Here is a 25,595-nt window from a genome sequence, read left to right as displayed (position 1 = left end):
CAACCCAAACATTTGCTAATGGATCGCTAAGCGGCTAATTACCTTACTATTATCAATTTTTCTTAATGCCTATTTTGAGGCGATCCCTCTTTCTCAAGAAAAATCATTGAAACATTCCATTTACAACTCATTTACATAGCGCTAGCCTGTCCGTGATATCGCTCACATAATTTATCTGTGTTGTGATCTCCATTGTTCTTCGTGGCTATTTAAATCGTGGTGTTGTAAGGAGTGGTTTCAATGTCGAGGATAGGCGTTTCATTATTTATCTTGATTACCTTTATGGGGTTACCGTCATTTGCGAATGCATTTGAGCAGACGTACCCGCAGTTAAATTTACGTGGTACTTCCAATGGCTGGTCAGTGACATCGATGTCATTGGTTGCGGATCATACTTGGCAAGTGAATGCCCAGTTTGCTGCCACTGATACTGAGCGCTTTAAGTTTGATGTGTATGGCGATTGGTCAACCAACTTTGGCGATAATCAAGCGGATGGTTACGCTGATGCGTCTGGCGGTGACATTGCTGTGACGCAAGGCGAGGGGACCTACCAGATCACCTTAAACGACGAAACGCTGCAATACAGCGTGACAAAACAGGGTGGAGAGAACCTGCTCCCAGTGGCTGATGCCGGTGAGGACATCAGCCTGAATGTCGGTGACACAGCCTTTTTCAACGCCGGATCGTCTTATGATAGTGATGGCCAAATTGTTAGTTATACATGGTCAAACGGTTTATCTGGCGTCGCACCGTCACTGACTTATGAGCAGGCGGGACTGTATACCGTTGTTCTCACTGTGACTGACAACGACAGTGCCTCCGCCACGGACTCCGTGTTGGTTAATGTCACTGCAGCTGACGCAGAGCATAACTTCGAGGCATTGTCTTTACGCGGTACCCATAATGACTGGTCTACAACTGCCATGGTTGCGGTGGCAAACCACAGCTGGGAAGCCACAGTTACTTTTTCTGGCGACGCTGACGATAGATTTAAGTTTGATCGTTTCGGCGATTGGTCTGAGAACTATGGTGATAGCAATGCCGATGGTATCGCAGAGATCGCAGGTGGCGATATTCTGATTGATCAGGGCGCTGGCGATTATTTCATCACGTTTAATGATGCCACGTTAACCTATTCTGTTAGCAAAGCGGGTGAGAGTAACCTGCCTCCGGTAGCTGATGCCGGGGATGATATTACTTTACTGGTTGGTGAAACGGCCTATTTCAGTGCGGCAGGATCCCGTGATAGTGATGGCGATATTGTTGCTTACGCTTGGTCGAACGGGCTGCAAGGTGTCAATCCTACGCTGACCTATCCAAATGCCGGCAGTTACCAAGTCACGCTGACGGTCACCGATGACGATGGTGCAACGGCTACTGACACAGTGGTTGTGACAGTGAAGGACGACAGCGTACAACAGAACTTTACCCACCTTTATTTGCGCGGTACCCACAATGGTTGGGCGACCGGTGAGATGGCGTTGGTGGAGGATAACACTTGGCAGGCAACAGCCACCTTTGCAGCTGGCAGTGAACAGCGTTTTAAATTCGACCAGCTCGGTGATTGGAGCCTCAACTATGGTGACAACGAAGCCGACGGTTGGGCTGAGCAAGCGGGTGAGGACATCTTTATTACACAGGGACCAGGGGAATACCTGATCACTTTTAACGACAGTAACTTTAGCTATCGTGTAGAAAAAACTGGTATCGACAACCAAGCTCCTATTGCGGAAGCTGGCGCGGATATTACTATTTCAGTAGGTGATGTTGCCTATTTTGACGGCTCACTGTCTCAAGACCCTGACGGCGAGATCGTTAGCTACCAATGGTCAAATGGTCTGTCTGGTGTTGCGCCTAGCTTGGTCTACGGCACAGCAGGTGACTATGTTGTCACATTAACGGTCACGGACGACGGTGGTTTAATTGCCACTGATAACGTCACGGTACTTGTTAGCAGCCCAGATGCGGCACCGGACGCTTGCCGAAGCGATATCAACTTTTTGGGTGACACAGACAAAGATGGGCTCCCCGATTGTGCCGAGCTGGATGGTATTCCTTACTTTGAAGAGTACTACTATCAACTGGGTGCTCGTGTAGGTACGCCTGATCTGTTTGTTGAGATCGATTGGATGGAAACGACAGATCTCGGTGTTATTCCGCAACGTGAAGCTTTAGAGAAAGTGAAAGCGTCTTTCGCTGCTGAAGGGATCGCGATCCATTTTGATACTGGCTCTCTCTACCATGCTGATGCGGGTATTAGCCCCGACGATTTCGATTTGGGGGGCGGTAACGCGTTGCCGTTCACTAAAACCATTCAACTGCAATACAGCTCAAATCCAGACATTGCGGGTTTATATAATCTCAAGATCGAGCATATGAGCTATGCCCGTCGCTTTAACGCCCCTTGGTACTACTTGGTGTTTGGCAGTTCACGTAACTTGACTGGTTCAGCGGGTAGTTCAGGTGTTGCTTGGGTGAATGGAAAAGAAGCGATTGTCTCCTTAGGCCAGTGGGGACTTAATCGTAAAACCACACGTAACACCAACTTGTTGATTAACTATCAGGCTGGCACTGTGATGCATGAATTTGGTCATAACTTGGGGCTGCTTCATGGTGGTAATGACAACGTTAATTACAAACCAAATTACCTAAGCACAATGAACTACATGCACCAATTGGATGGCTTGCCGACAATCGGCCTGGACGAGGGTGACCGCCTAATGCGCCGACTGCATGGCAGCGTTTGTGTGCCTTATCTAAGCAATGCGCCGACCGATGATTATCGTCACTTCCGTATCAGTTACAGTCATGGCCTGAGTATCGATATGGATGAGACCGGTGATGCACCGCTGCATGATGCGGTAGGTTTTGGTCACCCTAACTCGGGCGCAATTGATTACAACTGTAACGGCTATCCTAATGATATTGAATATGGTTTGGATGTGAACAAGGACGGCGCCTACACTGTGGTTAGAGATCACGATGATTGGGGCAGCATTAACTTCTACTTCTATAAGGGTGACGGCGGCGTTGCCGGTGCGCGGGCTTTTGTTGAGCCGGTGGCGATAGAGGAAGAGGCGCCAGATGCTGAATTCTTTAATCAGCTTAAGGCGATGATGGATTAAGCAGCACTGCGATATCGGCATGGTGACCTCTTTCTGGTCATCATGCCTGTTTTATCTGGCAAGTGTTGTTGGTTGTTTGACTCGCACTGACTGAGGCTTATGTTTGTGGTGGAGGGTATATGATAGGAGTGAAGTTGTTATTCGTGAGTGTGCTTAGCTTTGTTCTACTGACAATGCCTTTGCGTGCTGCCGAGATATGCCAAGCGGGATTGGAGCTGGACTATGTTTCCGTTGAAGAGTTGGAGGGTGGACTCACACCAGAGGGCAGTGTAGCCAAGCGTTGGCATCTGCAGTTTCGCTTTCCTGAAGTGATCTGGTCCCATGGCGATATGGTGGAACATGGTCGATTAGTTTGTGATGGTGAAATTATTACCGCAGAGTTTGCTAATAACGAACTGGATGTCACTGTGGTGCAAGAGCCACAGCTAATTAACATGGCCGGTGTGGCTTATTCTTTGAGCACATCGCAGGTTGAGCCTTAAACTGCTTTCAAGTTAAAGCAAAACGCTATTACTTAAATAGATACACTCTCATTGAGTGCCCAGCTGCCTTTCAGCTGAAAGTGCGCTGTCTGGTTTCTGACCCGCTTTTATTATCTCCCCAATTGATCCAGATCAATTCTCACGCTGACTTTAGAGAGAGCACTCTAATTCTCTGGCGTACCTTCAAAGTAGGTTAAAAAAGCGCCTGAAAAACCTGTGTCGTAGTCCAATCAGCCCATGCACAGTCAAAACAGGCAGGGAGGAAATATGAGTAACCTAATTGGAAAAGCCAGTGCAGCGGTGAAAAAAATTGGTTCAATACGCGAGACCATGGTGCATAACATCTGGTTAGCAGGACTTGGTGCATATGCTAAGAGTGCTGAAGAGGTAAGTGGTTTATCGGCTAAGAGCCAGTCGCTGTTTGAAGAGTTAATAGCGCGGGGCAAAGAGGTAGAGCAAAGCACGAAAGAGAAGGTGGCTGATGCGGCCAGTGAAACGTCTGGTGCGCTTGAGCAACGGGTTAATCATCTGATGCAGAAAGCCTCCGGCTTAGATGTCATGCAGCTGAAAGCTATGGACAAAAAGCTAGACGATTTGACCAAGCAGGTTGATGCGTTATTGGCAAAAGATAAGAAGCCTGTCGCCAAAAAAGCACCCGTGAAACGTGCTGTTGCAAAGAAACCAGCAGCCAAACCCGCGGCAAAGCCGGCAGCCAAGCCAGCGGCAAAAGCACCTGCGACAGCGGCAAAGAAAACGGTACGCCCAGCGGCTAAAAAGCCAGCGCCGAAAGCAGCAGGAAAAGTAGCAGAGGTTAAAGCGCCACTGAAAGCTGTGCCTAAACCTGCAGCGAAACCGGCAGTTGCGAGACCTGCGGCGAAAAAGCCGACAGAGACCGAAACCGCTTAGAGCGATATTCCTAACGTAGCAGGGAGCGAAGGCCGCGCCCAGCTACCAGATAAGAGGAGGGCGACATTATGAGCGCCAATAATGTAAAAGAAACCGCAAAACGCGTGATGGAGAATGGTGAGCAGCTTGCCCGTAACATCTGGTTGGCTGGCTTAGGGGTTTACAGTAAAAGTTTGGAGGAAGCACAAGGCCTGAACGGCAAGACAACCGAGCTTTTCGAAGAGTTGGTGACTCGTGGGCAGGAAGTGGAATACGCCACCCGCCAGAAGTTGGAAGATAAAAAAGAAAAAGCGTCTGACAAGCTGGAAACTCGGGTGAATGACCTATTCTTGAAGTTAAGCGGTATCGACCGTAAGCAGCTTGAAGATATGAACGAAAAGCTCGACAAGTTGGCTGACGCAGTTGAATCACTGTCCAAGAAATAGTCGGAAGGTTATCTGTAATGGCCTGACTCTGACCGGGGTGTGAGCTTAGGTTCACACCCTGATTTCTAATCTAAGGAGGTTACATGCCGGGACTTTCTCTCATGGATACGGCATTCGTTTGGTTTGAGTCCAGCGATACACCGATGCATGTGACCGGCTTGGTGTTACTAAAGCCCCCTGCAGATCAACAGGGTGAAAGGAGTAGTTTTGCCCGCCGCCTCTATTCAAAATTGTTGACCAAACAGCATATTGCAGCGCCGTTTAACTGGCGATTGCAGATGAAGTACAGCAACTTGCCGCAGTGGCAGGTGTGTGATCATGTTTGTTTATCTGATCACGTGCGATTAGAAACGCTGGCAGAGCCTGGTGATCGGGCGCAATTGAATGCACTGGTTTCACGCAATCATGCCCGTTGCTTGGATCGTAGTCGTCCATTGTGGGAACTCACGGTCATTGATGGTCTCGACGATGGTCAGGTTGCTCTGTCATTGAAAGTGCATCACGCATTGGCTGATGGTATGCGTGCCAGTGGTATTTTCATCAACGCCTGTAGTGAAACTCCAGACGAAGAGTTTACCGCGTTTTGGGAAAACGCCATGGTGCCTGAACGGCACTGTGATGAAGATGAAACCGGTATGGTTGAGGCTTGGCTGGATGCTGTCTACAAGCTTTCCAAGCAGGCGTTTACCTTGCCTGGCTTGTTCCGTATTGGCAGTACCTTGGCGATGAGCGCGCTTAACCTCAGATCATCTGCATTAACTACCCCTTTTACGGCGCCAAAGACGGCGTTCAATCGTAAGCCGGGGCAGGGACGTTCTATCTGTGTTGGTCGTTTTCCCATGGCCAGCTTCAGGCAGGTGAGTCGTTTGACTGGTGCGTCGATGAATGATGTGGCGTTGGCAGTTTGCGATATCGCATTGCAGCGTTATTTGCACATTCAACAGATGCAGCCGGAGAAACCATTGGTGGCGTTGATGCCGATTAACCTGCGTGCCAAAGGGGATCTGAGTTCCGCATGTAACAAGATGTCGATCGGTTTAGTGGAGATGGGACAGCCTGAAGATACGCCACTGGCACGTCTAGCTGCTATTCAGCACTCTTCCCAAGGGGTGAAGCAAGAAGCGTTGGATCTATCGCCGAAGGCATATGTGAACTATTCCATCTTGGTAAACGCGGCGGCATTATTAGGCGGTAAGCTTAATATTAACGGCGTCGTTCCGCCGGCAAGTAACCTGATTATCTCCAATGTACCGGGCCCCAATGCACCGCGTTATTACATGGGCGCGCAGATGACGGAGGTATACCCTTTGTCACTGTTATTGCCGGGTCAGTCGCTGAATATCACGCTGTATAGTTATGACGGTTGGGTACATTTCGGCTTAGTGGGTTGCAATACCTCGCTACCGAATTTTGAGCAGATATCCGACTACCTCACAGACGCCTTGGCTGGATTAGAGCAAGATGTCCTTAACACCGCGGTGGATCTCGTCACCGATCAGTTATTCCTGTTACAAGAAACGGAATAGCGCAGTTCAAACCAATAATCGGTTTATAGGGTGATAATGGCCAGTTGGCAAAGCAAAGCATTTAATCAACTCCTGTTTCGGGTGATGCGAAACCGCCTGGAACGTTGTGACAATGTATTTGATATGCGTAAAGTGATTGATGGTATGGATCGGCTAGGTTCTTTTATCAATCACCCCTCCGATATGTTTACCATTCCGTTTAAAGCTGGTTCATTGAAGTGCGAATGGATTGAGATGCCTGATTGTCGCCGAGATGGTGTGATCCTGTTCTTTCACGGTGGTGGCTTCTGTTTTAAAAGTCCGTTGGTGCACAATGCTGTACTGGCACGCTTGAGCGAACAGACGGGTCTGCGCGGTATGATGGTGGACTATCCATTGGCACCTGAGCATCCGTTCCCCTGTGCCCAAGAAGCCTGCCTGGCAGGTTACCGCTGGTTATTGGCGCATGGTGTGCCTGCTGCGTCGATCATTATGGCGGGAGATTCTGCTGGCGGTAATTTGGTATTAAGCTGCTTAATGAAATTGAAGCAGGATAGGCAACCTTTGCCTGCGGCGGCCGTGTTGTTTTCACCGTCAGTGGATCTGGCGATGACAGGTGAGTCTTCGTTCGCTAAACGTAATGTCGATCCTTTCTTTGCTTTGCCTACGCTGTTGTTGATGCGTAACAGTTACCTCAATACTCACTGCCCGTGTGATCCTTTAGTGTCGCCGCTGTATGGCGATCTCTCCGGTTTACCGCCGATGATGATCCATGTGGGATCGGAAGAGGTGTTGCTTGATGATTCGGTTCGTTTAGCAGAGAAGGTAAAGGCTGCCGGGGGGGAAGTTAATTTGAGCATTTGGGAAGGCATGCCTCACGTATTTCCTATTTTTCATCAGTTGCCTGAAGCGCAGCAGGCGATACAGCAGTGTGGCCAATTTGTCGTGGATAAGATCGAACGGTTGGCTGAGCCATTGCCGCAGGCAGAGGCGAATGTCGGATAATTTATCGTTGTAAAAGGGAAAGTTCATTTATTACCATTATTGAAAACACTACTTGGTTGGTGCTCGCCACTAACAGAGAAAACCCGTACCTGATCTCGACCATTTTCTTTAGCAAAGTAGAGCGCCTGATCGGCTCGTGAAGCCAAGCTATCATTGGTGTCTTCTTGCTCTCTTGAGCTTATTCCCGCGCCCGTCTTGAAGCAAATACTTATAGAGAAGAATCTAAGTAGTGGTATTTAGATGCGGCTGAACCAGCGCAACCAAACGGCTTACGCCTTGGCGCAGTATCATTGCGTGTTCCTGTTCGTTGCTAACCATGCTTAGCTGATTCACCCATCCAATAGCTATCATCAGGCTATTGTCAGCGAGAAACTTCTGGTCTTCTTTTTCAATGTTCAAGGCGTCTAAGCGATCAAGGTGATCAAACATTCGTTTATTCAGCGTCTTAAGTGAGTTGTATAGGTGGCTGAAGTTGCGTTTAAGGTCAGGCTCTCCCAGTACCAGGGTTTCGAGATCGCGAAGAACAAACCTGTACTGTGCCAATAGGGCCATGAGGCTAAGCAGAAATGGTGGATAGTCTTCGAGTGTGGTCACTTGATTTGAGAATTCAGTTCGCATTCGACAAATAGCTTGGTCAAACTCTTGAACCAATGCTTTAGCTATGTCCTCTTTATTGCGGAAATGGTAATACAGGTTACCCGGACTGATATCTAGTTCGGTAGTGATTTGTAAGGTCGACACATGGGCGATGCCCTGTTGATTAAACAGCGTTAAGCTAAGATTGAGGACTCGCTCACGATTACGCATTTTTCACCCTGTTTAGCTCCATTGTGACTGGTTAAAAAAACACCTTTATTGATCTCGCCACGGATCTTTTCTCCTGCTTTTGTATGACTATTAACCTAATGTCTCATCAAAGTAAGGGAGAAAAAAATGGCTGATTCAAACCTGTTTGATCTGTTTGAACAAGCTCAAAACGATGTCCGGCTCTTGCCTCATCGCCCCGTAGATGAAGACTTGCTCGAGCTTTATGCGTTGTTCAAGCAAGCCACTGAGGGCGATGTTAACGGACCCAGGCCCGCTTTTTTTGATTTCCGCGCCTGTGCCAAGCACGAAGCGCGGGAGCATATAAAAGGCCTGGATAAGGATGCTGCCATGGACCGTTATTGCCGTGTGGTTACGCGCCTGAAGAGCGAGCTGGCGGCTTAACACTGCTATCGCTTAATCCATAAATAAACGGGGCTTGCCCCGTTTTTTCTGTCATGCAATATCTATTCGGCCACTTCTGCTGTTTGTAGCTGCCCCTGAATATATTGATATTCCTGCTCCATGCTCTTTTTGCAGTCGCCTGCTACATACCGCGCGAGGCTGCTACCGATTAAGGGTAAAGAGGAACTGATTTCGATGGTGACATCATTTATTGCGCCAGTTTCGTTCTCATGAAGGTGCATGTGGCCTTCAATTCTAACCGGGACACCAACGAGATCTATGGTCATGTCGCAGCCGAGACTGCCATCATCTTTGCTATACCAATGCTCCTTTTGAATTAGCTTATTGTAGTCTCCCAGAATGCTTGCCAGCAGCGCGGGCACATCGGCAGGAAGTTCACGCTCTGTTTCACTGATAAAGCCATCATCGGTATCTTCGTTGCGGATGATGCTTATATTTATCGCTTTTAGTGCAGCATATTTTTCGCTGATTGTTTCTGCATCGCGAAAAAACAGATAAACCTGATCAAGGCTGTGGCTATATTGGTGACTGGCTGTGCATTTCATTGCTTATGCTCCTTATCCTTAGAGGTGTATGCCGCGCAACAGTGCAGCGAAGGCGATCATTTCCTGAGAGGGCTTTTCTTTCTCTTTAGGTTCAACTTCTTCGGTTGCCCTTGGCGAATCAGGAAACATACGGAAGCCTGTGTTCATAATGATTTCGCCCAATTTGGGAAAGACAGCATGGATTAAGGCACCAAAAATACCGAGTCGGGTTGCCACTCTTTTCGGTTTTTCTATGATTGCCTTAGCGATCATTTCTGCTGCTTGTTCCGGCGTTAGGGTGGGCATCTGTTGGTAGATTTCGGTCGGGGCGATCATTGGTGTCGCCACCAACGGCATATTGATGGTGGTGAACTGTACATTGCGGTCGGAAAACTCCGATGCTGCACAGCGGGTAAAAGATTCCATGGCCGATTTCGAAGCCACATAGGCTGAAAACCGTGGCGCGTTCGTTAGTACACCGATTGAGGAGAGATTAATCACATGTCCGCCGCCATTGGCTAACATACCGGGCAGTAACCCCATAGTCAGTTTTAGGCAGCCAAAATAGTTAAGTTGCATGGTGCGTTGATAATCATGAAACCGATCAAAAGAGTGCTCTACTGAACGGCGGATTGAACGCCCTGCATTATTGATTAACAGATCAATGTGCAGGTGCTGGTCATTGATCCGCTCCAACATTAGCTCGATGGCGTCTAGGTCCGACAGGTCACAACTATGGATATGGATTTCACCACCCTGTTGTTCTAATTCCTCTTGTACCCGTTTGAGTTCGGCTAGGGTTCGCGCAACCAATACGAGTTTGGCACCTGTACCTGCCAACATCTTCGCGGTGGCTTCGCCAATGCCTGAGGTAGCACCTGTGATCAGTACAGTTTTGCCCTTAAGTACCCCTGCTAAGGTTTTATCCAATGACAATTCAGGATCGAGGTTTCGCTCCCAGTAGTCCCAGATAGCGGGGGCGTAGTCTGCTAACTGTGGGCAAGTGATATCACTTCCCTTTAAGGCGTCTAGCGTGTTTTGGCAGTCGAATCGTGTTGGATAGTTGACGAAGTTGAGCGCGCTGCTGGGGATGCCGAGATCTTTTACGACGGCACCCATAAGTCGTTTAATGGGCGGCATTTTAAGGATGCCCGATTTGACCTGCCGAGGAATGAAATTAAACAACCGGGTGTCAATTCGCATTGCCATACGTGGCGCGTGGCCAGCATCGGCGAAGATGTTGAGCATTTCACCTGCGGTGTTGGGATTAGGATCGGTGAGGTGGAAGCAGGTCTGATCTTGCTCTGGTTGATGGGCAATATGGTCCATAGCCGCAACCACAAAATCGACCGGTACGATATTGAGATAACCTCCTTCAACACCTATGGTTGGTAGCCAGGGTGGCAGTGTGCGGCGCAGTTTTTGTAACGTTTTAAAAAAGTAGTAGGGGCCATCGGCTTTATCCGCTTGTCCGGTCTTTGAATGCCCAATAACCATACCGGGTCGGTAGATACGCCATGGTACCGCCTGATTGTCCCGTACCAATTTTTCTGCATCATGTTTGGATTGCAGGTAGGGGTGATCTAAGTGTTCAGCTTGTCCAAACATATCTTCACGGAACCAACCCGGATATAACCCAGCTACTGCGATAGAGCTTATATGGTGAAAGCAACCGACCTTGAGGGCTTCTGCGCATTGCAGGGTATGCAGTGTGCCATGGACATTTGCCAGTTGCTGCAGTTCGGCATCAGCGTCGAGGTTGTAGATCGCTGCCAAGTGAAACAGGTGATCAATCTTGCCGACTAAGTTTGTCTTGGCTTCGTCTGAGAGTCCCAGTCCTGGCAGAATGATGTCACCCCGCACGGGCTTAATCTGGTGTTGGTGATCGGCGAACAGGTCGAGTAATTTTTGTTCTGCTTTATCGCTACGAACCAATGCATAAACTGTCCCGCCGCGAGCGAGTAGTTTCTCAATTAGATAGCGTCCGATAAATCCTGTACCGCCGGTCACGAAGTAATTCATAGTTCAACCTCTTCCAATTTGTTGTCACTGGCATAATTATGATCTGGTCTGACCAGAAAGAAAGGTTTTGCGTGAGTAAACATCGTAGTGGTCAAATTTCCGACAAAATATCTGGGTATGGTTGCGATATTTGATCTAGGTCAGCAACGTCGAGGAATTTTACTTGTGCTTTAATTGACTGAGCAGATTTCATGAGCGACCTCTCATTTCGACTACGAATTTAAACCTAGTATCAGTACCCGCTACAGCAAGAAAAATAGCTTACTCTGGACTCTTTTATGTGACTTGACGCTCTCTCAGAGCGTCGCCCTTGCGGGCAATAAGGACGTCACGCTGGCCATGGATGGTCGCCATTTTCAGCTGAAAAATATTTTTATTTTTTTTCCTCCTGCCAACTTATTGCTGTGATTATCTATTTTCATTTTCATTCCGTCGTAAGTGTCATTGCGCAGTTGTTTGCCGATCTGTTCTGCGAAGAGTTAGCTATTCTTACCCTGAAACGGAATCGTTTTAGGAGTAGGTATGGATGTATATAACCAGACGGATCGGATTGTTTGCTCGACCGAACAGTTACAGTTAGTGGTAAGAAAAGTGCTGGAAAAGCACCGCCATGAGGCGAGGTCTACCAGCGAAGATTGGCGCGCAGCACTTGATGCCTTGAGTGAAGCGGCATTTGTAGTTGATGAACATCATTGGGATAGCTCGGTTGATAGAAGCCGAATCTCTTTAGTGGATTCTCTTATTGCGTTGAGGCAGCGTATTGATCTGCCTGATCAACGTTGTACCGCTAAGGGTGAAGTCGGCAGTTTAATCGCCGACCTGCAACAATTGGTGGTGTTTGGTTAATCAGCTTGTTGGCGGAAGATTGCGGTTCTATTTCTGCCTTTATTCTTAGCCTGGTAGAGGGCTTGATCGGCTCTGGCTATCATTGGCTCTGGCTTTCTGTCATGGGCTAACTCAGCGACACCAATACTGATGCTTTGAATGCCCGCTTCGGGCATCTCTTTTTCGTTGATTATCTCTCTTAGCTTCTCCGCTAAAATGGCAGCATTATCCAGATCGGTTTCTGGACAGATGATAAGAAACTCTTCACCACCCCAGCGCCCTAAGCTATCAGACTGGCGTATGTTTGATGCCAATCGTTGTGATACCTCTTTGAGTACCTCATCGCCCACCTGATGACCAAACTTATCGTTGATCTTTTTAAAGTGGTCGACATCAATCAGCAAAACCGAAAGTGAGTGGCTGTAACGCAGGTTGCGTTCAATTTCCTTGGCGATGATATCGTCTAGATAGGCGCGGTTACCGATACGGGTGAGGGGATCTGTCACAGCCATTTGTGCCAGCTCTTCATTGGCTTGCTGCAATGCATGGTGCGCTTTATGTAGCTTTTGGTTGAAGCGGCGCAGCTTGTAGTTAGAGAAAATAATGACGGCGATAATAACCAGAGCAATTGAAATCACTTTGATCGCTGCGGATTTGTTAATTGTTTTTATTACTTCGACCGTGGTCCATTTGCTAACAATGGCTTCTCTCTCTTGTGCTGGGATCTGATTGAAGATGCTGTTAATTATCTTGGACAGCGGGGTAAGCTCTTTCGTGACCGCGATGCCGAGGCTCATGTCGAGGGATAGACGGCCACCAATTCTATAGCCCGGGTAGTCACCAGAACTGAGGTGATATGAGCTCACAATATAGTTCTCGATATAGCCATCAATCTCATTACGCTGCAGGGCTTTATGAGCGTCGTTGAACGACTCGTACGGTTTTAGCTCTAAGTTAGGGTACCGTATCTTAACCAGCTCTTCGTAGGCATAGCCCTGTATATAACCAAACCTCTTGCTGCCTATGGTTGCAGCATCAGCGATATAGGGTTCTTTCTCTTTAGTGACAATGACTATCGGCGTGTTTAGGTAGCTGCGGCTAAAACTCATCTCTTTTAATCTAGTGAGCGTCGCCGACGCCATAATAAGCATTTGGCATTGTCCACGCTTCAACGCTTCTAGCGAGTCCTGCCAATGCTCAGTTTTGTGTAGCTTAAACTGGATAGGTAAGCGGCTTTGGATCTCTGATAGCAGATCTGCACTTAGCCCCACGTGTTTGCCGTTTTCTAGCCACTCTAGCGGTTTCCATTGTGGGTCGATGCAATAATCCACCTCCTTAAGTTGCGCTAAGAACTGGAGATCAATGTCAGATATGGGTGCTGCCAATGCGTCACTGCTATTGAGAAACCACTTATCTTCGAGGGCATCAATGACCTCTTTGGGAATTTGTCTGATCCCTTTGTTTAGTATGGATTGTAACAGCGGGTTGCGCTTATGAATGGCAATAGCAGAATGATAGCGGTGTTTCTCGTTAGTAAAGGGGACGAGGTGATAGCCCTTTATATTTCGAGTCTTAATTTGGTACTGCAGGACAGATTGGGCAGCGATAACAGCGTCGATGGCGCCTAACTGCAGTGCTGTTATCAGATCTTCGTGACGATTGTAACTGGAAAGGTTAGCACTGTTTGCCGCGAATCTAGCCACCTCAGCTTGGTAGGTTGTATCGCCGACAACACCGAGTCTAACGTTGGGTATAGAGAGTACATCGATACCAGCGGGCATCCCTTGTGGCACCATGATCACTAGCTCCTCCTCTAAAATAGGAACGGTGAACAAGGCATAGTGTTCTCTGAGGTTGGTTGTAACAACGGGTAGCAGGGCATCTGTTTGGCCAGAATCAAATAGGAATATTGCTTGTTCAGTGCTTTTGCTAAAGCTGTAATGGATCGGTAAACCGATGTTATTGGAGACGATGTTAATTAGTTCAACGACGAAGCCTTTGAATTGCCCGCCCTCTACGTAAATTACTGGCGAGTAGTCGCCACGGATGGTGTGCAGGTGCAGTGCTGTTTTACTGTCCAGCCACGCCTGTTCTTCCTCTGTAAACTCAATCTCGTCTATGAGTGGATCTGCTAAGACGCTTCCCATAGCCGTCAGTAAAAAAACGGAACCTAACAGTAAAATTGTGGTTAGCAATCTTCTGATCACAGCATATTCCTTATTAGTATTTCACTGAGTATAGATCCGTAAATTATTAACTGTGCTGGAAAATTCCCTGTATTGGCTTACGCTTAAGGTTAGAGTATTTACTCGACGCCTTTGTCGTGGGTACAGCCATGTGCGAACAAGGGAGGCAAAGTGAAGATATTATTGGTTACCTCTGAATATGAGGGCTTAGTTAAAGTCGGTGGCTTATCGGACTTTTGCACCGCATTCGCTGAACAGCTTAAGCGGCAAGGGCAAGATATTCGTGTATTGATGCCGTTTTACGGGCGAATACAGGATGAAGTTAGCATTAGCCACAGTTTTCCCATCGCTATTCCTTTGAGTTGCTGGCAAACCTTTCACGCGGTGATCCACTGTGTCACGTTGAAAGGGGTCACGCTGTATTTGCTCGAGTATCACGCTCTGTATGGTCGTGATGGCATCTATGATGATGGACACGCCGCGTATCAAGACAACCCTTTACGCTATGCTCTGCTGTCTCACGCCGCTTTTGATTTGTCGTTGGCATTAAAGTGGCAACCAGATGTGATCCATAGTAGTGACTGGCAGGGGGCATTGGTGCCGTTCTATCGACGTGAGCACTTTGCCGCATCAACATTCTTTTCTGCAACACGCACCGTGCTGACTATTCACAATGGCGCCTACCAGGGGCGTGCCGATTATGACTGGCATGAACAATTGGGAATACATCCTAAGTTCATGGTGCCGCAACTGTTTGAGGATATGGGGTGCCTTAATCCATTAAAAGCAGGTGTTGTGATGGCAGATCGCATTGTTACGGTATCACCGAGTTATCGAGATGAGCTGTTAGCCAATGCAACGAGTCATGGTATGGCTGGCGTATTTAATTACCGCCGAGCCGATTTTACTGGGGTGCTTAATGGTGTTGACCTGGTGGAATGGGATCCGGCCAGTGACAGTTGTCTGCCGTTCAATTATTCCGCTGATCAGCCAGCAGGAAAACAGAAGTGCAAACAGCAACGGTTGAAGCAGCTGGGATTGGACAGTCTTGAAGACAAGCCGCTGTTTTGCTTCATCGGCCGCATTGCACAGCAAAAAGGTTTTTCCTTGCTGCTGCCGTTATTGCGGCAGTTGTTACAAGCTGATGCGATGCGCTGCGTAGTGATGGGGCATGGTGAGGAGGGCTTTGTTAAAGAGCTAGAGAAGCTGGCTGCACACTATCCTCATAGTTTCCGATACCTTGCTGATTTCAGCCGCGAAGGTACCCACAATACATTGGCTGCTAGCGACTATATGTTGATGCCCTCTTTGTTTGAGCCGTGTGGCTTAAGCCAGCTCTACGCTATGCGTTACGGGACTGTACCAATTGTGCATGGGGTTGGTGGGTTAAAGGACAGTGTCACCGGGCTTGATGCGCTAACAGCCAATCGCAGCAAGGCCAATGGCTATCAGTTCTTCGAGCCTACGCTGAAGAGTTTTTTGGCCACGGTTAAACAGGCCATTAAACACTACCATGATGATCCGTTTCTCTTGCAACTGTTACGACGTAATGCAATGAGCACAAGGTTTGATTGGCAGCGGGTGGCAGAGGAGTATATTGCTATCTATTCAAAACTGGTGGCAGATTCGAACAATAGTGGAGAGCACAGCGCGCCGTTGAAAAGAGCATGACGTCCCGTATGGCGACAAGTGCTTAGCCAAACATGATCATGGCGATCCCTGCGACAGCAGATAAGGTACCTAGCCAAATTTTAAAGGTGGGCGGATTTCCTCTTAACCAGGCGATAGGCAGGGCGAATAATGGACTGGTCGCCATCAGCGTTTGGGCGACAGCGGCATTGGCATACTTCAGCGATACCTGTTGCAACCAAATGGCCAAAAACGTGCCAACGACGATGGCGACGGTCAGTATCGCGCCGTTTCGCATATCCATCGCTAACAGGGGTTTTATCAATTGCTTATGGATCTCTTGGCGTAAGCCTAGCAATAGAGCGATCACTAAGGTACCGGCAACTAGTCTTATCAGTGCCCCCCACAGTGGCGCGACATCAGCATCAACCAAGGCATAGTGTGAAAGTAACACCCCCACCGCCTGACAGACAGCCGCCAATGCGCCGTAAAAAAGGCCTTTTTTGCATATCGATGGTTCATTGTCATCGTGACTTTGCTGCCTCAGCACATAGATGACCCCCGTGAGTGTGACTAGCATACCCAAAGCAGCGGTCACGGTGATTGCTTCGTTGAGGACCAACAGCGCTAATACGCCGGTGAGGGGAGGCGCCAGCGATTCCATGAGCAATACTTTCCTGGGGCCCATGCGCCGTAGCGCTGCGAAGTAGGCTGTATCACCAATCGCAATACCTATCACGCCACTGATGATGAGCCAACCCCATGCGCTGCCACTTGGTATGCCGACAGAGGCATCACTGAGCAGGAGAGCAATGAGTAGCAGAAGCGACGCGATGACGCCCTTGATAACGTTGAGGGGCATGGCGCCAAAACGCTGACTGCAGTGGCTGTAGATCCAGGTTGCGATCGCCCAGAATAGGGCGGCGGTTAATGCAGCTATTTCACCTGTAAAAGCAACCATGGCGTAAGTGGAACTCCAGACAGTAAAACGCCGCAGACGCGAAAAGCGAGCTGCGGCGTTAAATCAGATCAACGGGCTAGCGGTTATGCGTCAGCGCGAGACTCTTGATTGCGTGGACGCGGACGTGGTGCGCCACCTGTGTCAGCGCTAATCCCCATCGGCTTATTGCGTACCCGTGCATTAGACAATTGACTGAACACTTCCGCTGGCATGCCACTTGGCAGCTGTACAGTGCTGTGTCCATCAAACAAACGGATAGCGCCAATGTTACCACTGTCGATAGAAGCTTCGTTGGCAATAGCGCCGACGATATCTTTCACCTGTACACCATGGTCACGACCAACGGCTAAGCGATAGGTTTTCCAATCGATGTCGTTACGACGACCTTGGCCTTGACGAGCGCGAGGTGGACGATCACCACCGCGGTCATTGCGATCAAAGCGCTGGCCACCGCGTTCGTTACGGCCACGGCCATTCCGCTGACCACCACGGTCGTTACGGTCAAAGCGATCATTACGACCACGAGTATCACGTTGCGGGCGCTCTGGATCAGGCTTAGGTTGCAGTGGACGCTTCTGCTGATACTTGTAGAGCAACGCTGCGGCAAGATCTAAAACAGAAGTTTCAGATTGCTCGGCCATGGCGTTGATCATTTCGCGCATCGCTTCCAGGTTTGGATTGTCGACTAGCTTGGTCAGCTCTTCGCGACACTTCTCTTGGCGATGTGCGCCTAGTTCTACTGGGCTTGGCAGCTCCATGCTTTCGATGTCACCACCGGTTGCACGCATATAGTGGCGCAGCAGGTAACGCTCGCGAGGGCGAACAAACAATAAGGCTTCGCCACTGCGACCAGCACGGCCAGTACGACCGATACGGTGAACATAAGATTCGTGATCGTCAGGCAGATCGAAGTTCAATACGTGTGAGATACGGGGAACATCAAGGCCGCGTGCAACAACGTCAGTTGCTACCAAGATATTGATCTTGCCTTCTTTCAGTTGGTTAACTGTACGCTCACGCATCTGCTGGTTCATATCACCATTAAGTGCAGATGCTTTGAAACCTTGTGATTCCAAACGCTCAGCCAACTCTACGGTATCGTTACGAGTACGAACGAACACCAACATGGCGTCGTATTCGACTGTTTCAACTAAACGCTCTAGTGCGGTCAGTTTGTTGATACCACGAACTTCCCAGGCGCGCTGGCGAATGTTCGCTTTCTTGGTTTCGCTCACGGCAATTTTGACGTGGGCTGGATTTTTCAGGAAGCGTTCAGTGATCTTGCGGATCGCTGGGGGCATGGTGGCAGAGAACAACGCCATCTGCGTAGTTTCTGGCACGTGGCTCATGATCCACTCTACGTCTTCCAGGAAGCCCATGTTGAGCATCTCATCAGCTTCGTCGAGAACCAGTGTTTTCAGATCATCAAATTTGATACGACCGCGACGGATGTGATCCATCAAACGACCAGGGGTAGCAACGATAACCTGTGGGCCACGTTCCAGTTCAGCTAACTGAGGACCGTATGATTGGCCACCATAAACAGTCGCAACACGAAGGCCACGCATATGTTTGGCGAAGCTTTCAATCGCTTCCGCTACCTGAATAGCCAGTTCGCGAGTTGGTGCTAAGACCATTAATTGGGTTTTACGTACGCTAGGGTCGATTAAAGCAAGTGCGGGTAAGCCGAACGCAGCGGTTTTACCGGTACCGGTTTGTGCTTCGCCCAGCAGATCGCGACCTTCGAGGAGGTGCGGGATAGCTTCTAGCTGGATCGGAGTAGGTGTTTTGAATCCAAGGCTGTCTAACGCACTAGACAAGTTTTCTGGGAGATTGAGTACAGCGAAGCCGCTGTCAAGAGTTTCAACTTCTGACATTTCACATTCTTCATATTGGGCAAGCGGCGCGGCGTTCATCTCGAAACATCATCGAGCACGGCGCATGCGAATCACTAATACGAGGTGACAGCCCTGAAGAATTGTAGTTTCGCCATGAACTCACGCGGCGAAAACAGGCGCTACGACCTCAAACACACCAAAGAACAGAATTAACCACTCTTGGTAAGGAGGCGGCATGATACATGGATCACAAAATTATGCAATAGCGATTAAAAAATAACCAATCCTTACATTTGGACTAAACAGTTTAAGAGAGCTAATGGTGAAACAGCCTAAATCCAGACTTTCCTTAGTGGTTCTGCTGTTCTGCAGGGGCAACAGTCTCTATAATGCGTGCCTCAAATAATGTAAGCGGACAAAGAGATGACTCAGTGGACCCCTAGCAGCTGGCGCGATAAGCCAGTGCAGCAGTTGCCTCAGTATCCAGATACTGAAGCGTTGGCACGTGTTGAGAAGGAATTGGCTGACCAACCACCGTTGGTGTTTGCCGGTGAAGCGCGCGCTTTAAAAGCAGACCTAGCCCGTGTTGGCCGTGGTGAGGCCTTTTTACTGCAGGGTGGCGATTGCGCTGAAAGTTTTGCTGAGTTTAGAACCAGTCATATTCGCGATACGTTTAAAGTGTTACTGCAAATGGCTGTGGTGCTGACATTCAGTGCGAAAAGCCCCGTAGTTAAGATCGGACGGATCGCTGGACAGTTTGCTAAGCCGCGTTCAGCGGACAGTGAAACCATTGATGGTGTGACATTACCGTCGTATCGTGGCGATATCATCAATGATATTGCGTTCACTAGCGCATCACGGGTGCCCGATCCTGAGCGTATGTTGAAGGCGTACCAGCAATCGACTTCAACTTTGAATCTGTTACGTGCTTTTGCCCAAGGGGGCTTGGCAGATCTGCATCAGGTACAGCGCTGGAATCTCGACTTTATCGAAAAGAGCCCGCTGGGAGACCGCTACAAGCATCTGGCAGATCGCATTGACGAATCCCTCGAGTTTATGGCTGCCTGTGGCATCAATGGCAATACCACGCCGCAGTTGCATGAGACCACTCTATATACCTCTCATGAGGCGCTGTTGTTGCCTTATGAGCAGGCATTGACCCGTAAAGATCATTTGACCGGTGAATGGTACGACTGTGCAGCACATATGCTCTGGGTTGGCGATCGTACCCGTCAGCCTGATGGGGCTCATTTGGAGTTTTGTCGCGGTATTAATAACCCGATCGGTCTAAAAGCTGGACCCAGCACTAAGATCGAAGATCTATTGCGCAACATCGATATTATTAACCCGAATAACGAAGAAGGGCGCTTGAACCTTATCGTACGCATGGGTGCGGACAACGTTGGTGCTCATTTGCCGGAGTTAATTCGTGCCGTGCAACGGGAAGGGAAGAACGTGGTGTGGAGCTGTGATCCTATGCATGGCAACACCATTAAATCGTCTACCGGATATAAGACGCGTCGGGTTGAGGATGTGTTGAAAGAGGTGCAAAGCTTCTTCGAGATCCATGGTGCTGAAGGCTCGGTGGCGGGCGGTGTGCATTTCGAAATGACCGGCCGTAACGTGACAGAGTGTACCGGCGGTGCATTCCAGATAACCGACCATGACTTGGCTGAGCGTTATCACACCTACTGCGATCCGCGTTTGAATGCTGATCAGGCGTTAGAGTTGGCGTTTATGATCGCCGATCATGTAAAAGCGGCACGTGCTGCGATTAAGTAGGATCCGCTGACCTAGTTAGTTCTGCATTTCGTTGCAGCAATAAAAAAGGAGCCATTGGCTCCTTTTTTTTGCCTGAAATATAGGTTGTTAACGAGTGCGATCTGCTCGCGGGGTTAGCGTTGTCTATCTTGTTTAGATGCATTAGTTACAGTCTTTGCGGCACTTTCGTGGCGATTGTCGATGTCTGAATCGACCTCGTCGTAGTTGAATTTTCCGAGTAAAAGATTGTAGAGACACATCAATATGCCATACAGCGAAACGAAGCCAGCACCTAGCGTGGCAATTCCCTGAAGCGCGATAATAAATGCGAGAAAGGCGACAACTGCGCCTATTAAAGCCATTTTGTATTTTTGCTTTTGATACGGGGAGAGTGTTTTTTTGTAACCAGACATAAACAGATCCTCCTTGAATTCGTCATTTCTACTTGGCGATCACCTGCTTGATAAACGGTAGCATGTGGGTGGCAATGATTGGTTGCGCGTCTGCTGCCGGATGAATACCATCGGCTTGCATCAGCGCGGGGTTTTCTGCGACAGCAGGTAAAAAGCTGGGAACAAGTGTAATTTGATGTGTTTCCGCCAAGCGATGGTAGATCGCTTGAAACGCCGCTGTGTAGCGCTTTCCATAGTTTGGTGGTAGTAGGATCTCAACTAACAGCGGGGTTGCCCCTGCGGCTTTCGATGCGGTAATCAATTGTGCTAGCTGTTGTTCTGTATGTTGCAGATCAAACCCACGTAAGCCATCGTTTCCGCCTAGCTCTATGATGACAACATCTGGCTGGTGCTTGGTAAGGAGATCTGGCAGCCGGCGTAATCCACCGTCGCTGGTATCGCCGGTGATGCTGGCGTTGACCACGCTAGTTTTGTTACCTTCGGCAATTAACCGGTCACTCAATAAGTGCACCCAACCCTGTTCAATCGACATGCCATAGGCCGCGCTGAGACTGTCACCCAGAACAATAATGGTCGATTTCTCTTGGGCATACGTATAGGCAGGCAACGCAAAAATAAGTATGAGGAAAAAAGCGCTAATGCGAGACGAAACAGCGTTAAACATGATTGAATTCCAACAAGTCAGTTATACAGTTGACGGCCCTGAAGGCAGCCTCTCCATCCTCGATGGTGTGTCGTTACAAGTCAAGCAGGGTGAAACGGTCGCCATTATCGGGCCGTCTGGCGCGGGTAAGAGTTCATTACTCTCTTTAGCCGCCGGGCTCGAGCGCGTTTCGGCAGGAGGAGTGTCGGTGGCGGGGCAGAGCATCACTAATATCTCCGAATCAGCATTAGCAGCAATGCGTGCTGAGCATATTGGTTTTGTTTTCCAATCATTTTTGCTTATCCCCGAGTTAACGGCGGTTGAGAACCTGACGGTGCCCTCGCAGCTGTGTGGAAAAATACTCGCCAAAGGTCAGGCTGAAGGGATGCTGGAAAAGGTTGGCCTTGCGCAAAGGGCGCGCCACTATCCACAACAGATGTCGGGCGGTGAGCAACAGCGTCTGGCGATCGCTCGCGCATTTGTCCATCAACCTAACATTCTGCTTGCAGATGAGCCGACAGGTAATCTGGATCGTGCCAACGGTGAGCACATTAGTGAGCTGCTGTTTGAGCTAAATGAAGCGCAAGGAACCACACTTTTGCTTGTGACCCACGATGAGGCGTTAGCAGCAAAGTGTCAGCGGGTACTTAGGCTCACCAATGGCCAATTGGAGGTCGTGAAGCAATGAGTTTGCTGGCAAACAGCTTAAACATGCTTAAAGGGGAGCGCAGAGGTGCGTCGCTCTATCTTTGGTGGATATCCCTGGCCGCGGCGGTGGCAATCCTGTTCTGGTTTTTGGCTCTCAGCCAGCGTATCGAGGTGTTTTTACAACGTTCCACTTCTGGTTTCTTAGCCGCCGATATTGTCCTCTCTGCACCGCAACCGGTTGACCAGTCATGGTTAGATGATGCCCAATTAAGGGGGCTGAACAGTACCCAGATGTTGCGTTTTTCTACCATGATGTTCGCTGGAGACCGCTTGCAGTTGTCATCAGTGAAAGCGGTAGCTCATGGTTACCCACTCCGGGGTGAACTCCGCATCAGCGATACCATTGGCAGCGAAGGCTACTGGGTGACGCATGGCCCCGAGCAAGGCACGGTTTGGTTGAGTGAAACGCTGGCGCTACAGCTGTCAGTTGCTGTGGGGGAGAATGTTGAAGTTGGCGATACTGAATTGACTTTCAGCCACTACTTGCTGGAGCAACCGGATGTTGCTTTTGGGGTGTTTAGCTCGTCGCCTCCTAGCTTAATCCACCTCGACGATGTTGCAAGAAGCGGTGTTATAAGGCCGGGTAGCCGCGTTAATTACCGTTATCTCTTTAGTGGCGATTCACAGCTCGTTGATGACTGGTACCAGTGGCTCAAGCAGAACAAAAAAGAGCGCCACACCCTGACCTCGTTAGTTGATAGCGAATCTAATTTGGGGGATGCCTATCAACGTGCACAACAGGTGCTATTTTTGGCCATGGTGTCAGCATTAGCGCTGACCCTGATCGCGATGTGGTCTTCGTTACAGTCCTATGCCGGCCCATTAACTCGGCGGATCGGTGTACTGCGGATATTGGGTGCTTCTCAACGTTTGTTATTGGCGCAGTTTGGCCTGCACTTAGGTATCACTGTATTTGCAGGCGTTGCGTTTGGGTTATTGGTTGGTAGTGGTCTTGATTATATGGCGGCTCAGCAGATGGCCTCTTTTGCGCCGCTGCTAGCCGAACAATCAATCGGCGTGCGGCCATACTTGTTGGCTGCGCTCAGTGGGGTTGTGGCTTGCGTTTGCTTGTTGGCACCTCTGCTGGCTTACCTGTTCCGTGTTGGACCACGTCAATTACTGGAATCTGCGGAGCGCGCCCCCAAGGCGCCAGCTGTGAAAGGCGGTGTGTTACTCGGGGTCGGTTTTGTGCTGTTAACCGGATTAGTGAGTGGTTGGTTAAATCTGCTACTTATGCTTGGGTTAATCATCGTTTTAACGCTGTTGAGCAGTGGTGTTCTGCTATTGGTCGAACGAATTCGTGTACCGGCGCAGATGAAAACATTGCACTTGGCAATGCTGCTATTGGTGCGGCAACGGGTTCGAGTGACGATCCAGATGGTCGGCTTAACTCTCGCCATTGCACTGACTTTGGCGATGGTATTTGTGCGTTCAGATCTTATTGATGAATGGCAACGCCTGGTACCCGAGCAAACGGCTAATTTCTTTTTGGTCAATGTAAACCCAGATGAGCGCACTGTGCTGGCGCAGCAGATCACCAACCAGAAAGGACGCTTAAGCGGTTTTTATCCCATTATTCGTGGCCGCTTAACTAGCATTAATGGTGAAAAGGTGGTCGATGATCGTGATGGCAAAGCCGCCATAAAAGAGCAGCAAGGACGACGTCGAGGGATCAATAGAGAGTTGAACCTGACCTGGACTGATGCGTTACCTGAAGATAATGTAATCGAAGCGGGTGACTGGCAGAAAACCGTCAACGGCGAAGGTTTATCTGTTGAAGAGGGTATGGCTAAGCGGCTCGAACTTGAATTGGGTGATCGGCTTACTTTTGTTGTTACCGGTGGCGAGATATCTCTACCGATCACTAGCATACGTTCATTAGACTGGAAATCGATGCGTCCGAACTTTTTTGTGATCTTCCCAAAAAGTAGTTTGGATGCTTATGCACATACTTATATTACCAGCTTCTACTTGCCGTATGAGAGTAGGGATTGGTTGTATACCAATATGCGGCAATATCCCGCTGTGAGCTTGATTGATATTGAGCAAATATTAGCGAAATTTGCCGGCTATCTAGTGCAGATCGTGCAAGTGGTGACCTTGCTAGTGGTGTTGGTGTTAATAACAGCGTTACTGGTGACGGCTTCGTTGGTGATGGGGAGTTTTGTCCGCCGCCACCGTGAACTGCATATTTATCGCATACTTGGTGCCAGTGATAGTGCCTTAAAACGTCTGTTGATGGCGGAGTTTGTTTTGGTTGGCATATTGGCTGGTGTGATTGCGTCGGTGATCGCAGAGGCGCTGTTAGGTGCGCAGGCCTTATGGATATTCGAACAATCTCCCCGCTGGCATGGGCAGTTGTGGTTGCTGGGACCTGTTGTCGGCATGTTGGCGACATTACCGCTGGCGTTTTGGCTAACCAGTAGGTTGCTACGGGCGTCAAAATCGCGCGTGGCAACGCACTGACAACACTACTTTGTTTTAGGGCGAGCCAGTAGGCTCGCCAATGCCTCATCTAATCGGCTATGACAGAAATGAAAGCCATGCTCGTGTAGTCGTGATGGTACGACCCGTTGGCCGTAAATCAATAAATCGGCCATTTCGCCAAACAATAGGCGCAGTAAAAAGCGTGGTAATCTGAATTCCGCTGGACGTTCCAGCTGTTTACCTAGCGCATCGGTAAACTCCTGGTTAGTGCAGGGAGAGGGGGCGGTTAGATTAAAAACGCCGTTTGCTGTTGGGTGATCAAGTAAGAATATTATGGCTTTAACCATGTCGTTAATGTGGATCCACGACATGTACTGTTCGCCGCTGGCAAGCGGCCCGCCGAGCCCAAATCGAAATGGCGGTAGCATACGTTTCAGGGCTCCGCCTTTGGTGCCAAGTACGATCCCCGTTCGCAATATACAGAGGCGGACATTGTCTGGCTTACCTTCCGCTAACTCTTCCCACCGTTGGCAGATCCGGTGGGAAAATTCGTCATGATGATCTGTAAACGATTCATCAATAGCCTCGTTGCCTTGTCGCCCATAGATCCCTATCGCGGAGCCGCTCAGGAAAATGGATGGTGGGTTGTTGCTAGTGTGCATGAGCTGCACGAGCGTACTGGTAATGTGCCAACGACTGCCAGTAATTCTAGACTTCTGACTTTTACTCCAGCGCTTGTTGGCTATTGGTTCGCCGGCAAGGTTGATCACTGCATCAAATGGGTCAAGATCATTAAGGTCGTTAAGGCAGGAGATGATCTTGACGTCGAAGCCAAGCTGTTTTTGTGCTGATGAGGGGTGGCGGCTTAACACTGTCACCTTATGCTGGTTTTTAAGGTGCTTGGTGAGTGCGCTGCCAATGAAGCCTGTGCCGCCAGTGATCAATATGTTCAATGAGGTCACCTATGCTGTGCAAAGTG

General features: G+C 49.2%; 21 protein-coding genes. 12 read left to right on the top strand and 9 right to left on the bottom strand.

Annotation, left to right across the window (positions count from 1 at the left end):
- The first annotated feature begins 240 nt into the window (after window positions 1-240).
- From EZV61_RS10890 to EZV61_RS10865, 6 genes are all read left to right on the top strand, one after another.
- Window positions 241-3,126 carry a PKD domain-containing protein gene (locus EZV61_RS10890; RefSeq protein WP_131415574.1) on the top strand — a complete coding sequence of 962 codons (2,886 nt, stop codon included), beginning with the start codon at window positions 241-243 and terminating at the stop codon, window positions 3,124-3,126.
- Between the two features lie 119 nt (window positions 3,127-3,245).
- A complete protein-coding gene (locus tag EZV61_RS10885) occupies window positions 3,246-3,608 on the top strand; it encodes a hypothetical protein (RefSeq protein ID WP_130565497.1) in 363 nt (120 codons plus the stop codon).
- 267 nt (window positions 3,609-3,875) lie between these two features.
- Entirely contained in the window at window positions 3,876-4,514 is a 639-nt protein-coding gene (locus EZV61_RS10880) for a phasin-related domain-containing protein (protein ID WP_165569584.1), read from the top strand.
- Window positions 4,515-4,582: 68 nt separating this feature from the next.
- Window positions 4,583-4,939: a phasin family protein gene (locus EZV61_RS10875; protein ID WP_114336777.1), complete on the top strand. Its 357-nt coding sequence runs from the start codon at window positions 4,583-4,585 to the stop codon at window positions 4,937-4,939.
- An 83-nt stretch (window positions 4,940-5,022) separates the two neighbouring features.
- On the top strand, window positions 5,023-6,465 hold the full coding sequence (locus EZV61_RS10870; RefSeq protein WP_131415570.1) for a wax ester/triacylglycerol synthase family O-acyltransferase: 1,443 nt from the start codon (window positions 5,023-5,025) through the stop codon (window positions 6,463-6,465).
- Between the two features lie 36 nt (window positions 6,466-6,501).
- Entirely contained in the window at window positions 6,502-7,449 is a 948-nt protein-coding gene (locus tag EZV61_RS10865; RefSeq protein WP_114336775.1) for an alpha/beta hydrolase, read from the top strand.
- Window positions 7,450-7,671: 222 nt separating this feature from the next.
- Here EZV61_RS10865 and EZV61_RS10860 read toward each other — a convergent pair whose 3' ends face one another.
- Complete coding sequence (locus EZV61_RS10860) at window positions 7,672-8,256, bottom strand: TetR/AcrR family transcriptional regulator (RefSeq protein ID WP_131415568.1); 585 nt, start codon at window positions 8,254-8,256, stop codon at window positions 7,672-7,674.
- A gap of 126 nt (window positions 8,257-8,382) precedes the next feature.
- On the opposite strand from EZV61_RS10860, the gene EZV61_RS10855 reads away from it, so the two are divergent.
- Window positions 8,383-8,658, top strand: a complete 276-nt coding sequence (locus EZV61_RS10855) for an acyl-CoA-binding protein (protein ID WP_114336772.1) — start codon at window positions 8,383-8,385, stop codon at window positions 8,656-8,658.
- A gap of 62 nt (window positions 8,659-8,720) precedes the next feature.
- Here EZV61_RS10855 and EZV61_RS10850 read toward each other — a convergent pair whose 3' ends face one another.
- Complete coding sequence (locus tag EZV61_RS10850) at window positions 8,721-9,224, bottom strand: DUF2505 domain-containing protein (protein ID WP_131415566.1); 504 nt, start codon at window positions 9,222-9,224, stop codon at window positions 8,721-8,723.
- 18 nt (window positions 9,225-9,242) lie between these two features.
- A complete protein-coding gene (locus tag EZV61_RS10845; protein WP_131415564.1) occupies window positions 9,243-11,225 on the bottom strand; it encodes an SDR family oxidoreductase in 1,983 nt (660 codons plus the stop codon).
- Window positions 11,226-11,747: 522 nt separating this feature from the next.
- Between EZV61_RS10845 and EZV61_RS10840 the strand changes: the two genes are divergently transcribed.
- Complete coding sequence (locus EZV61_RS10840) at window positions 11,748-12,071, top strand: hypothetical protein (RefSeq protein WP_114336769.1); 324 nt, start codon at window positions 11,748-11,750, stop codon at window positions 12,069-12,071.
- On the opposite strand, the gene EZV61_RS10835 is transcribed toward EZV61_RS10840, so the two are convergent.
- Window positions 12,068-14,257, bottom strand: coding sequence for a diguanylate cyclase (locus EZV61_RS10835; protein WP_131415562.1), 2,190 nt, complete (start codon window positions 14,255-14,257; stop codon window positions 12,068-12,070). The genes EZV61_RS10840 and EZV61_RS10835 overlap by 4 nt on opposite strands.
- A 150-nt stretch (window positions 14,258-14,407) precedes the next feature.
- Between EZV61_RS10835 and EZV61_RS10830 the strand changes: the two genes are divergently transcribed.
- Window positions 14,408-15,907: a glycogen synthase gene (locus EZV61_RS10830; protein ID WP_165569583.1), complete on the top strand. Its 1,500-nt coding sequence runs from the start codon at window positions 14,408-14,410 to the stop codon at window positions 15,905-15,907.
- A gap of 22 nt (window positions 15,908-15,929) precedes the next feature.
- On the opposite strand, the gene EZV61_RS10825 is transcribed toward EZV61_RS10830, so the two are convergent.
- On the bottom strand, window positions 15,930-16,826 hold the full coding sequence (locus EZV61_RS10825; protein ID WP_114336766.1) for a DMT family transporter: 897 nt from the start codon (window positions 16,824-16,826) through the stop codon (window positions 15,930-15,932).
- 83 nt (window positions 16,827-16,909) lie between these two features.
- Window positions 16,910-18,703, bottom strand: a complete 1,794-nt coding sequence (locus tag EZV61_RS10820) for a DEAD/DEAH box helicase (protein WP_114336868.1) — start codon at window positions 18,701-18,703, stop codon at window positions 16,910-16,912.
- A 384-nt stretch (window positions 18,704-19,087) separates the two neighbouring features.
- Here EZV61_RS10820 and EZV61_RS10815 point away from each other — a divergent pair, with 384 nt between their 5' ends.
- Window positions 19,088-20,446 (top strand): class II 3-deoxy-7-phosphoheptulonate synthase, encoded by a 1,359-nt coding sequence (locus tag EZV61_RS10815; protein ID WP_114336765.1) that lies wholly within the window; start codon window positions 19,088-19,090, stop codon window positions 20,444-20,446.
- 113 nt (window positions 20,447-20,559) lie between these two features.
- Here the strand turns inward: EZV61_RS10815 and EZV61_RS10810 are convergent, their stop codons facing one another.
- Window positions 20,560-20,838 carry a hypothetical protein gene (locus EZV61_RS10810; protein WP_114336764.1) on the bottom strand — a complete coding sequence of 93 codons (279 nt, stop codon included), beginning with the start codon at window positions 20,836-20,838 and terminating at the stop codon, window positions 20,560-20,562.
- Window positions 20,839-20,866: 28 nt separating this feature from the next.
- Window positions 20,867-21,502, bottom strand: a complete 636-nt coding sequence (locus EZV61_RS10805; RefSeq protein WP_114336763.1) for an arylesterase — start codon at window positions 21,500-21,502, stop codon at window positions 20,867-20,869.
- Here EZV61_RS10805 and EZV61_RS10800 point away from each other — a divergent pair.
- Complete coding sequence (locus tag EZV61_RS10800; RefSeq protein WP_114336762.1) at window positions 21,477-22,169, top strand: ABC transporter ATP-binding protein; 693 nt, start codon at window positions 21,477-21,479, stop codon at window positions 22,167-22,169. The two genes, EZV61_RS10805 and EZV61_RS10800, sit on opposite strands and share 26 nt — an antisense overlap.
- A complete protein-coding gene (locus tag EZV61_RS10795; protein ID WP_131415558.1) occupies window positions 22,166-24,655 on the top strand; it encodes an ABC transporter permease in 2,490 nt (829 codons plus the stop codon). Before EZV61_RS10800 ends, EZV61_RS10795 begins: the two co-directional genes overlap by 4 nt.
- A 5-nt stretch (window positions 24,656-24,660) precedes the next feature.
- Here EZV61_RS10795 and EZV61_RS10790 read toward each other — a convergent pair whose 3' ends face one another.
- Window positions 24,661-25,578, bottom strand: a complete 918-nt coding sequence (locus EZV61_RS10790; RefSeq protein WP_338068540.1) for a TIGR01777 family oxidoreductase — start codon at window positions 25,576-25,578, stop codon at window positions 24,661-24,663.
- Window positions 25,579-25,595: the final 17 nt, after the last annotated feature.

It is taken from the genome of Corallincola luteus, from assembly GCF_004336975.1.
Taxonomy (GTDB): domain Bacteria; phylum Pseudomonadota; class Gammaproteobacteria; order Enterobacterales; family Neiellaceae; genus Corallincola; species Corallincola holothuriorum.
Note: the sequence above shows the minus strand (reverse complement) of the source record. Positions and strands in the feature narration are given on the sequence as shown.

Bases quoted from the DNA above. Each gene is read 5' to 3' on its own strand.
- EZV61_RS10800 (WP_114336762.1), top strand. From the start codon at position 21,477: ATGCGAGACGAAACAGCGTTAAACATGATTGAATTCCAACAAGTCAGT.
- EZV61_RS10865 (WP_114336775.1), top strand. From the start codon at position 6,502: ATGGCCAGTTGGCAAAGCAAAGCATTTAATCAACTCCTGTTTCGGGTG.
- EZV61_RS10845 (WP_131415564.1), bottom strand. From the start codon at position 11,225: ATGAATTACTTCGTGACCGGCGGTACAGGATTTATCGGACGCTATCTA.
- EZV61_RS10885 (WP_130565497.1), top strand. From the start codon at position 3,246: ATGATAGGAGTGAAGTTGTTATTCGTGAGTGTGCTTAGCTTTGTTCTA.
- EZV61_RS10795 (WP_131415558.1), top strand. From the start codon at position 22,166: ATGAGTTTGCTGGCAAACAGCTTAAACATGCTTAAAGGGGAGCGCAGA.
- EZV61_RS10810 (WP_114336764.1), bottom strand. From the start codon at position 20,838: ATGTCTGGTTACAAAAAAACACTCTCCCCGTATCAAAAGCAAAAATAC.
- EZV61_RS10860 (WP_131415568.1), bottom strand. From the start codon at position 8,256: ATGCGTAATCGTGAGCGAGTCCTCAATCTTAGCTTAACGCTGTTTAAT.
- EZV61_RS10880 (WP_165569584.1), top strand. From the start codon at position 3,876: ATGAGTAACCTAATTGGAAAAGCCAGTGCAGCGGTGAAAAAAATTGGT.
- EZV61_RS10850 (WP_131415566.1), bottom strand. From the start codon at position 9,224: ATGAAATGCACAGCCAGTCACCAATATAGCCACAGCCTTGATCAGGTT.
- EZV61_RS10875 (WP_114336777.1), top strand. From the start codon at position 4,583: ATGAGCGCCAATAATGTAAAAGAAACCGCAAAACGCGTGATGGAGAAT.
- EZV61_RS10890 (WP_131415574.1), top strand. From the start codon at position 241: ATGTCGAGGATAGGCGTTTCATTATTTATCTTGATTACCTTTATGGGG.
- EZV61_RS10870 (WP_131415570.1), top strand. From the start codon at position 5,023: ATGCCGGGACTTTCTCTCATGGATACGGCATTCGTTTGGTTTGAGTCC.
- EZV61_RS10805 (WP_114336763.1), bottom strand. From the start codon at position 21,502: ATGTTTAACGCTGTTTCGTCTCGCATTAGCGCTTTTTTCCTCATACTT.
- EZV61_RS10815 (WP_114336765.1), top strand. From the start codon at position 19,088: ATGACTCAGTGGACCCCTAGCAGCTGGCGCGATAAGCCAGTGCAGCAG.
- EZV61_RS10825 (WP_114336766.1), bottom strand. From the start codon at position 16,826: ATGGTTGCTTTTACAGGTGAAATAGCTGCATTAACCGCCGCCCTATTC.
- EZV61_RS10820 (WP_114336868.1), bottom strand. From the start codon at position 18,703: ATGTCAGAAGTTGAAACTCTTGACAGCGGCTTCGCTGTACTCAATCTC.
- EZV61_RS10840 (WP_114336769.1), top strand. From the start codon at position 11,748: ATGGATGTATATAACCAGACGGATCGGATTGTTTGCTCGACCGAACAG.
- EZV61_RS10855 (WP_114336772.1), top strand. From the start codon at position 8,383: ATGGCTGATTCAAACCTGTTTGATCTGTTTGAACAAGCTCAAAACGAT.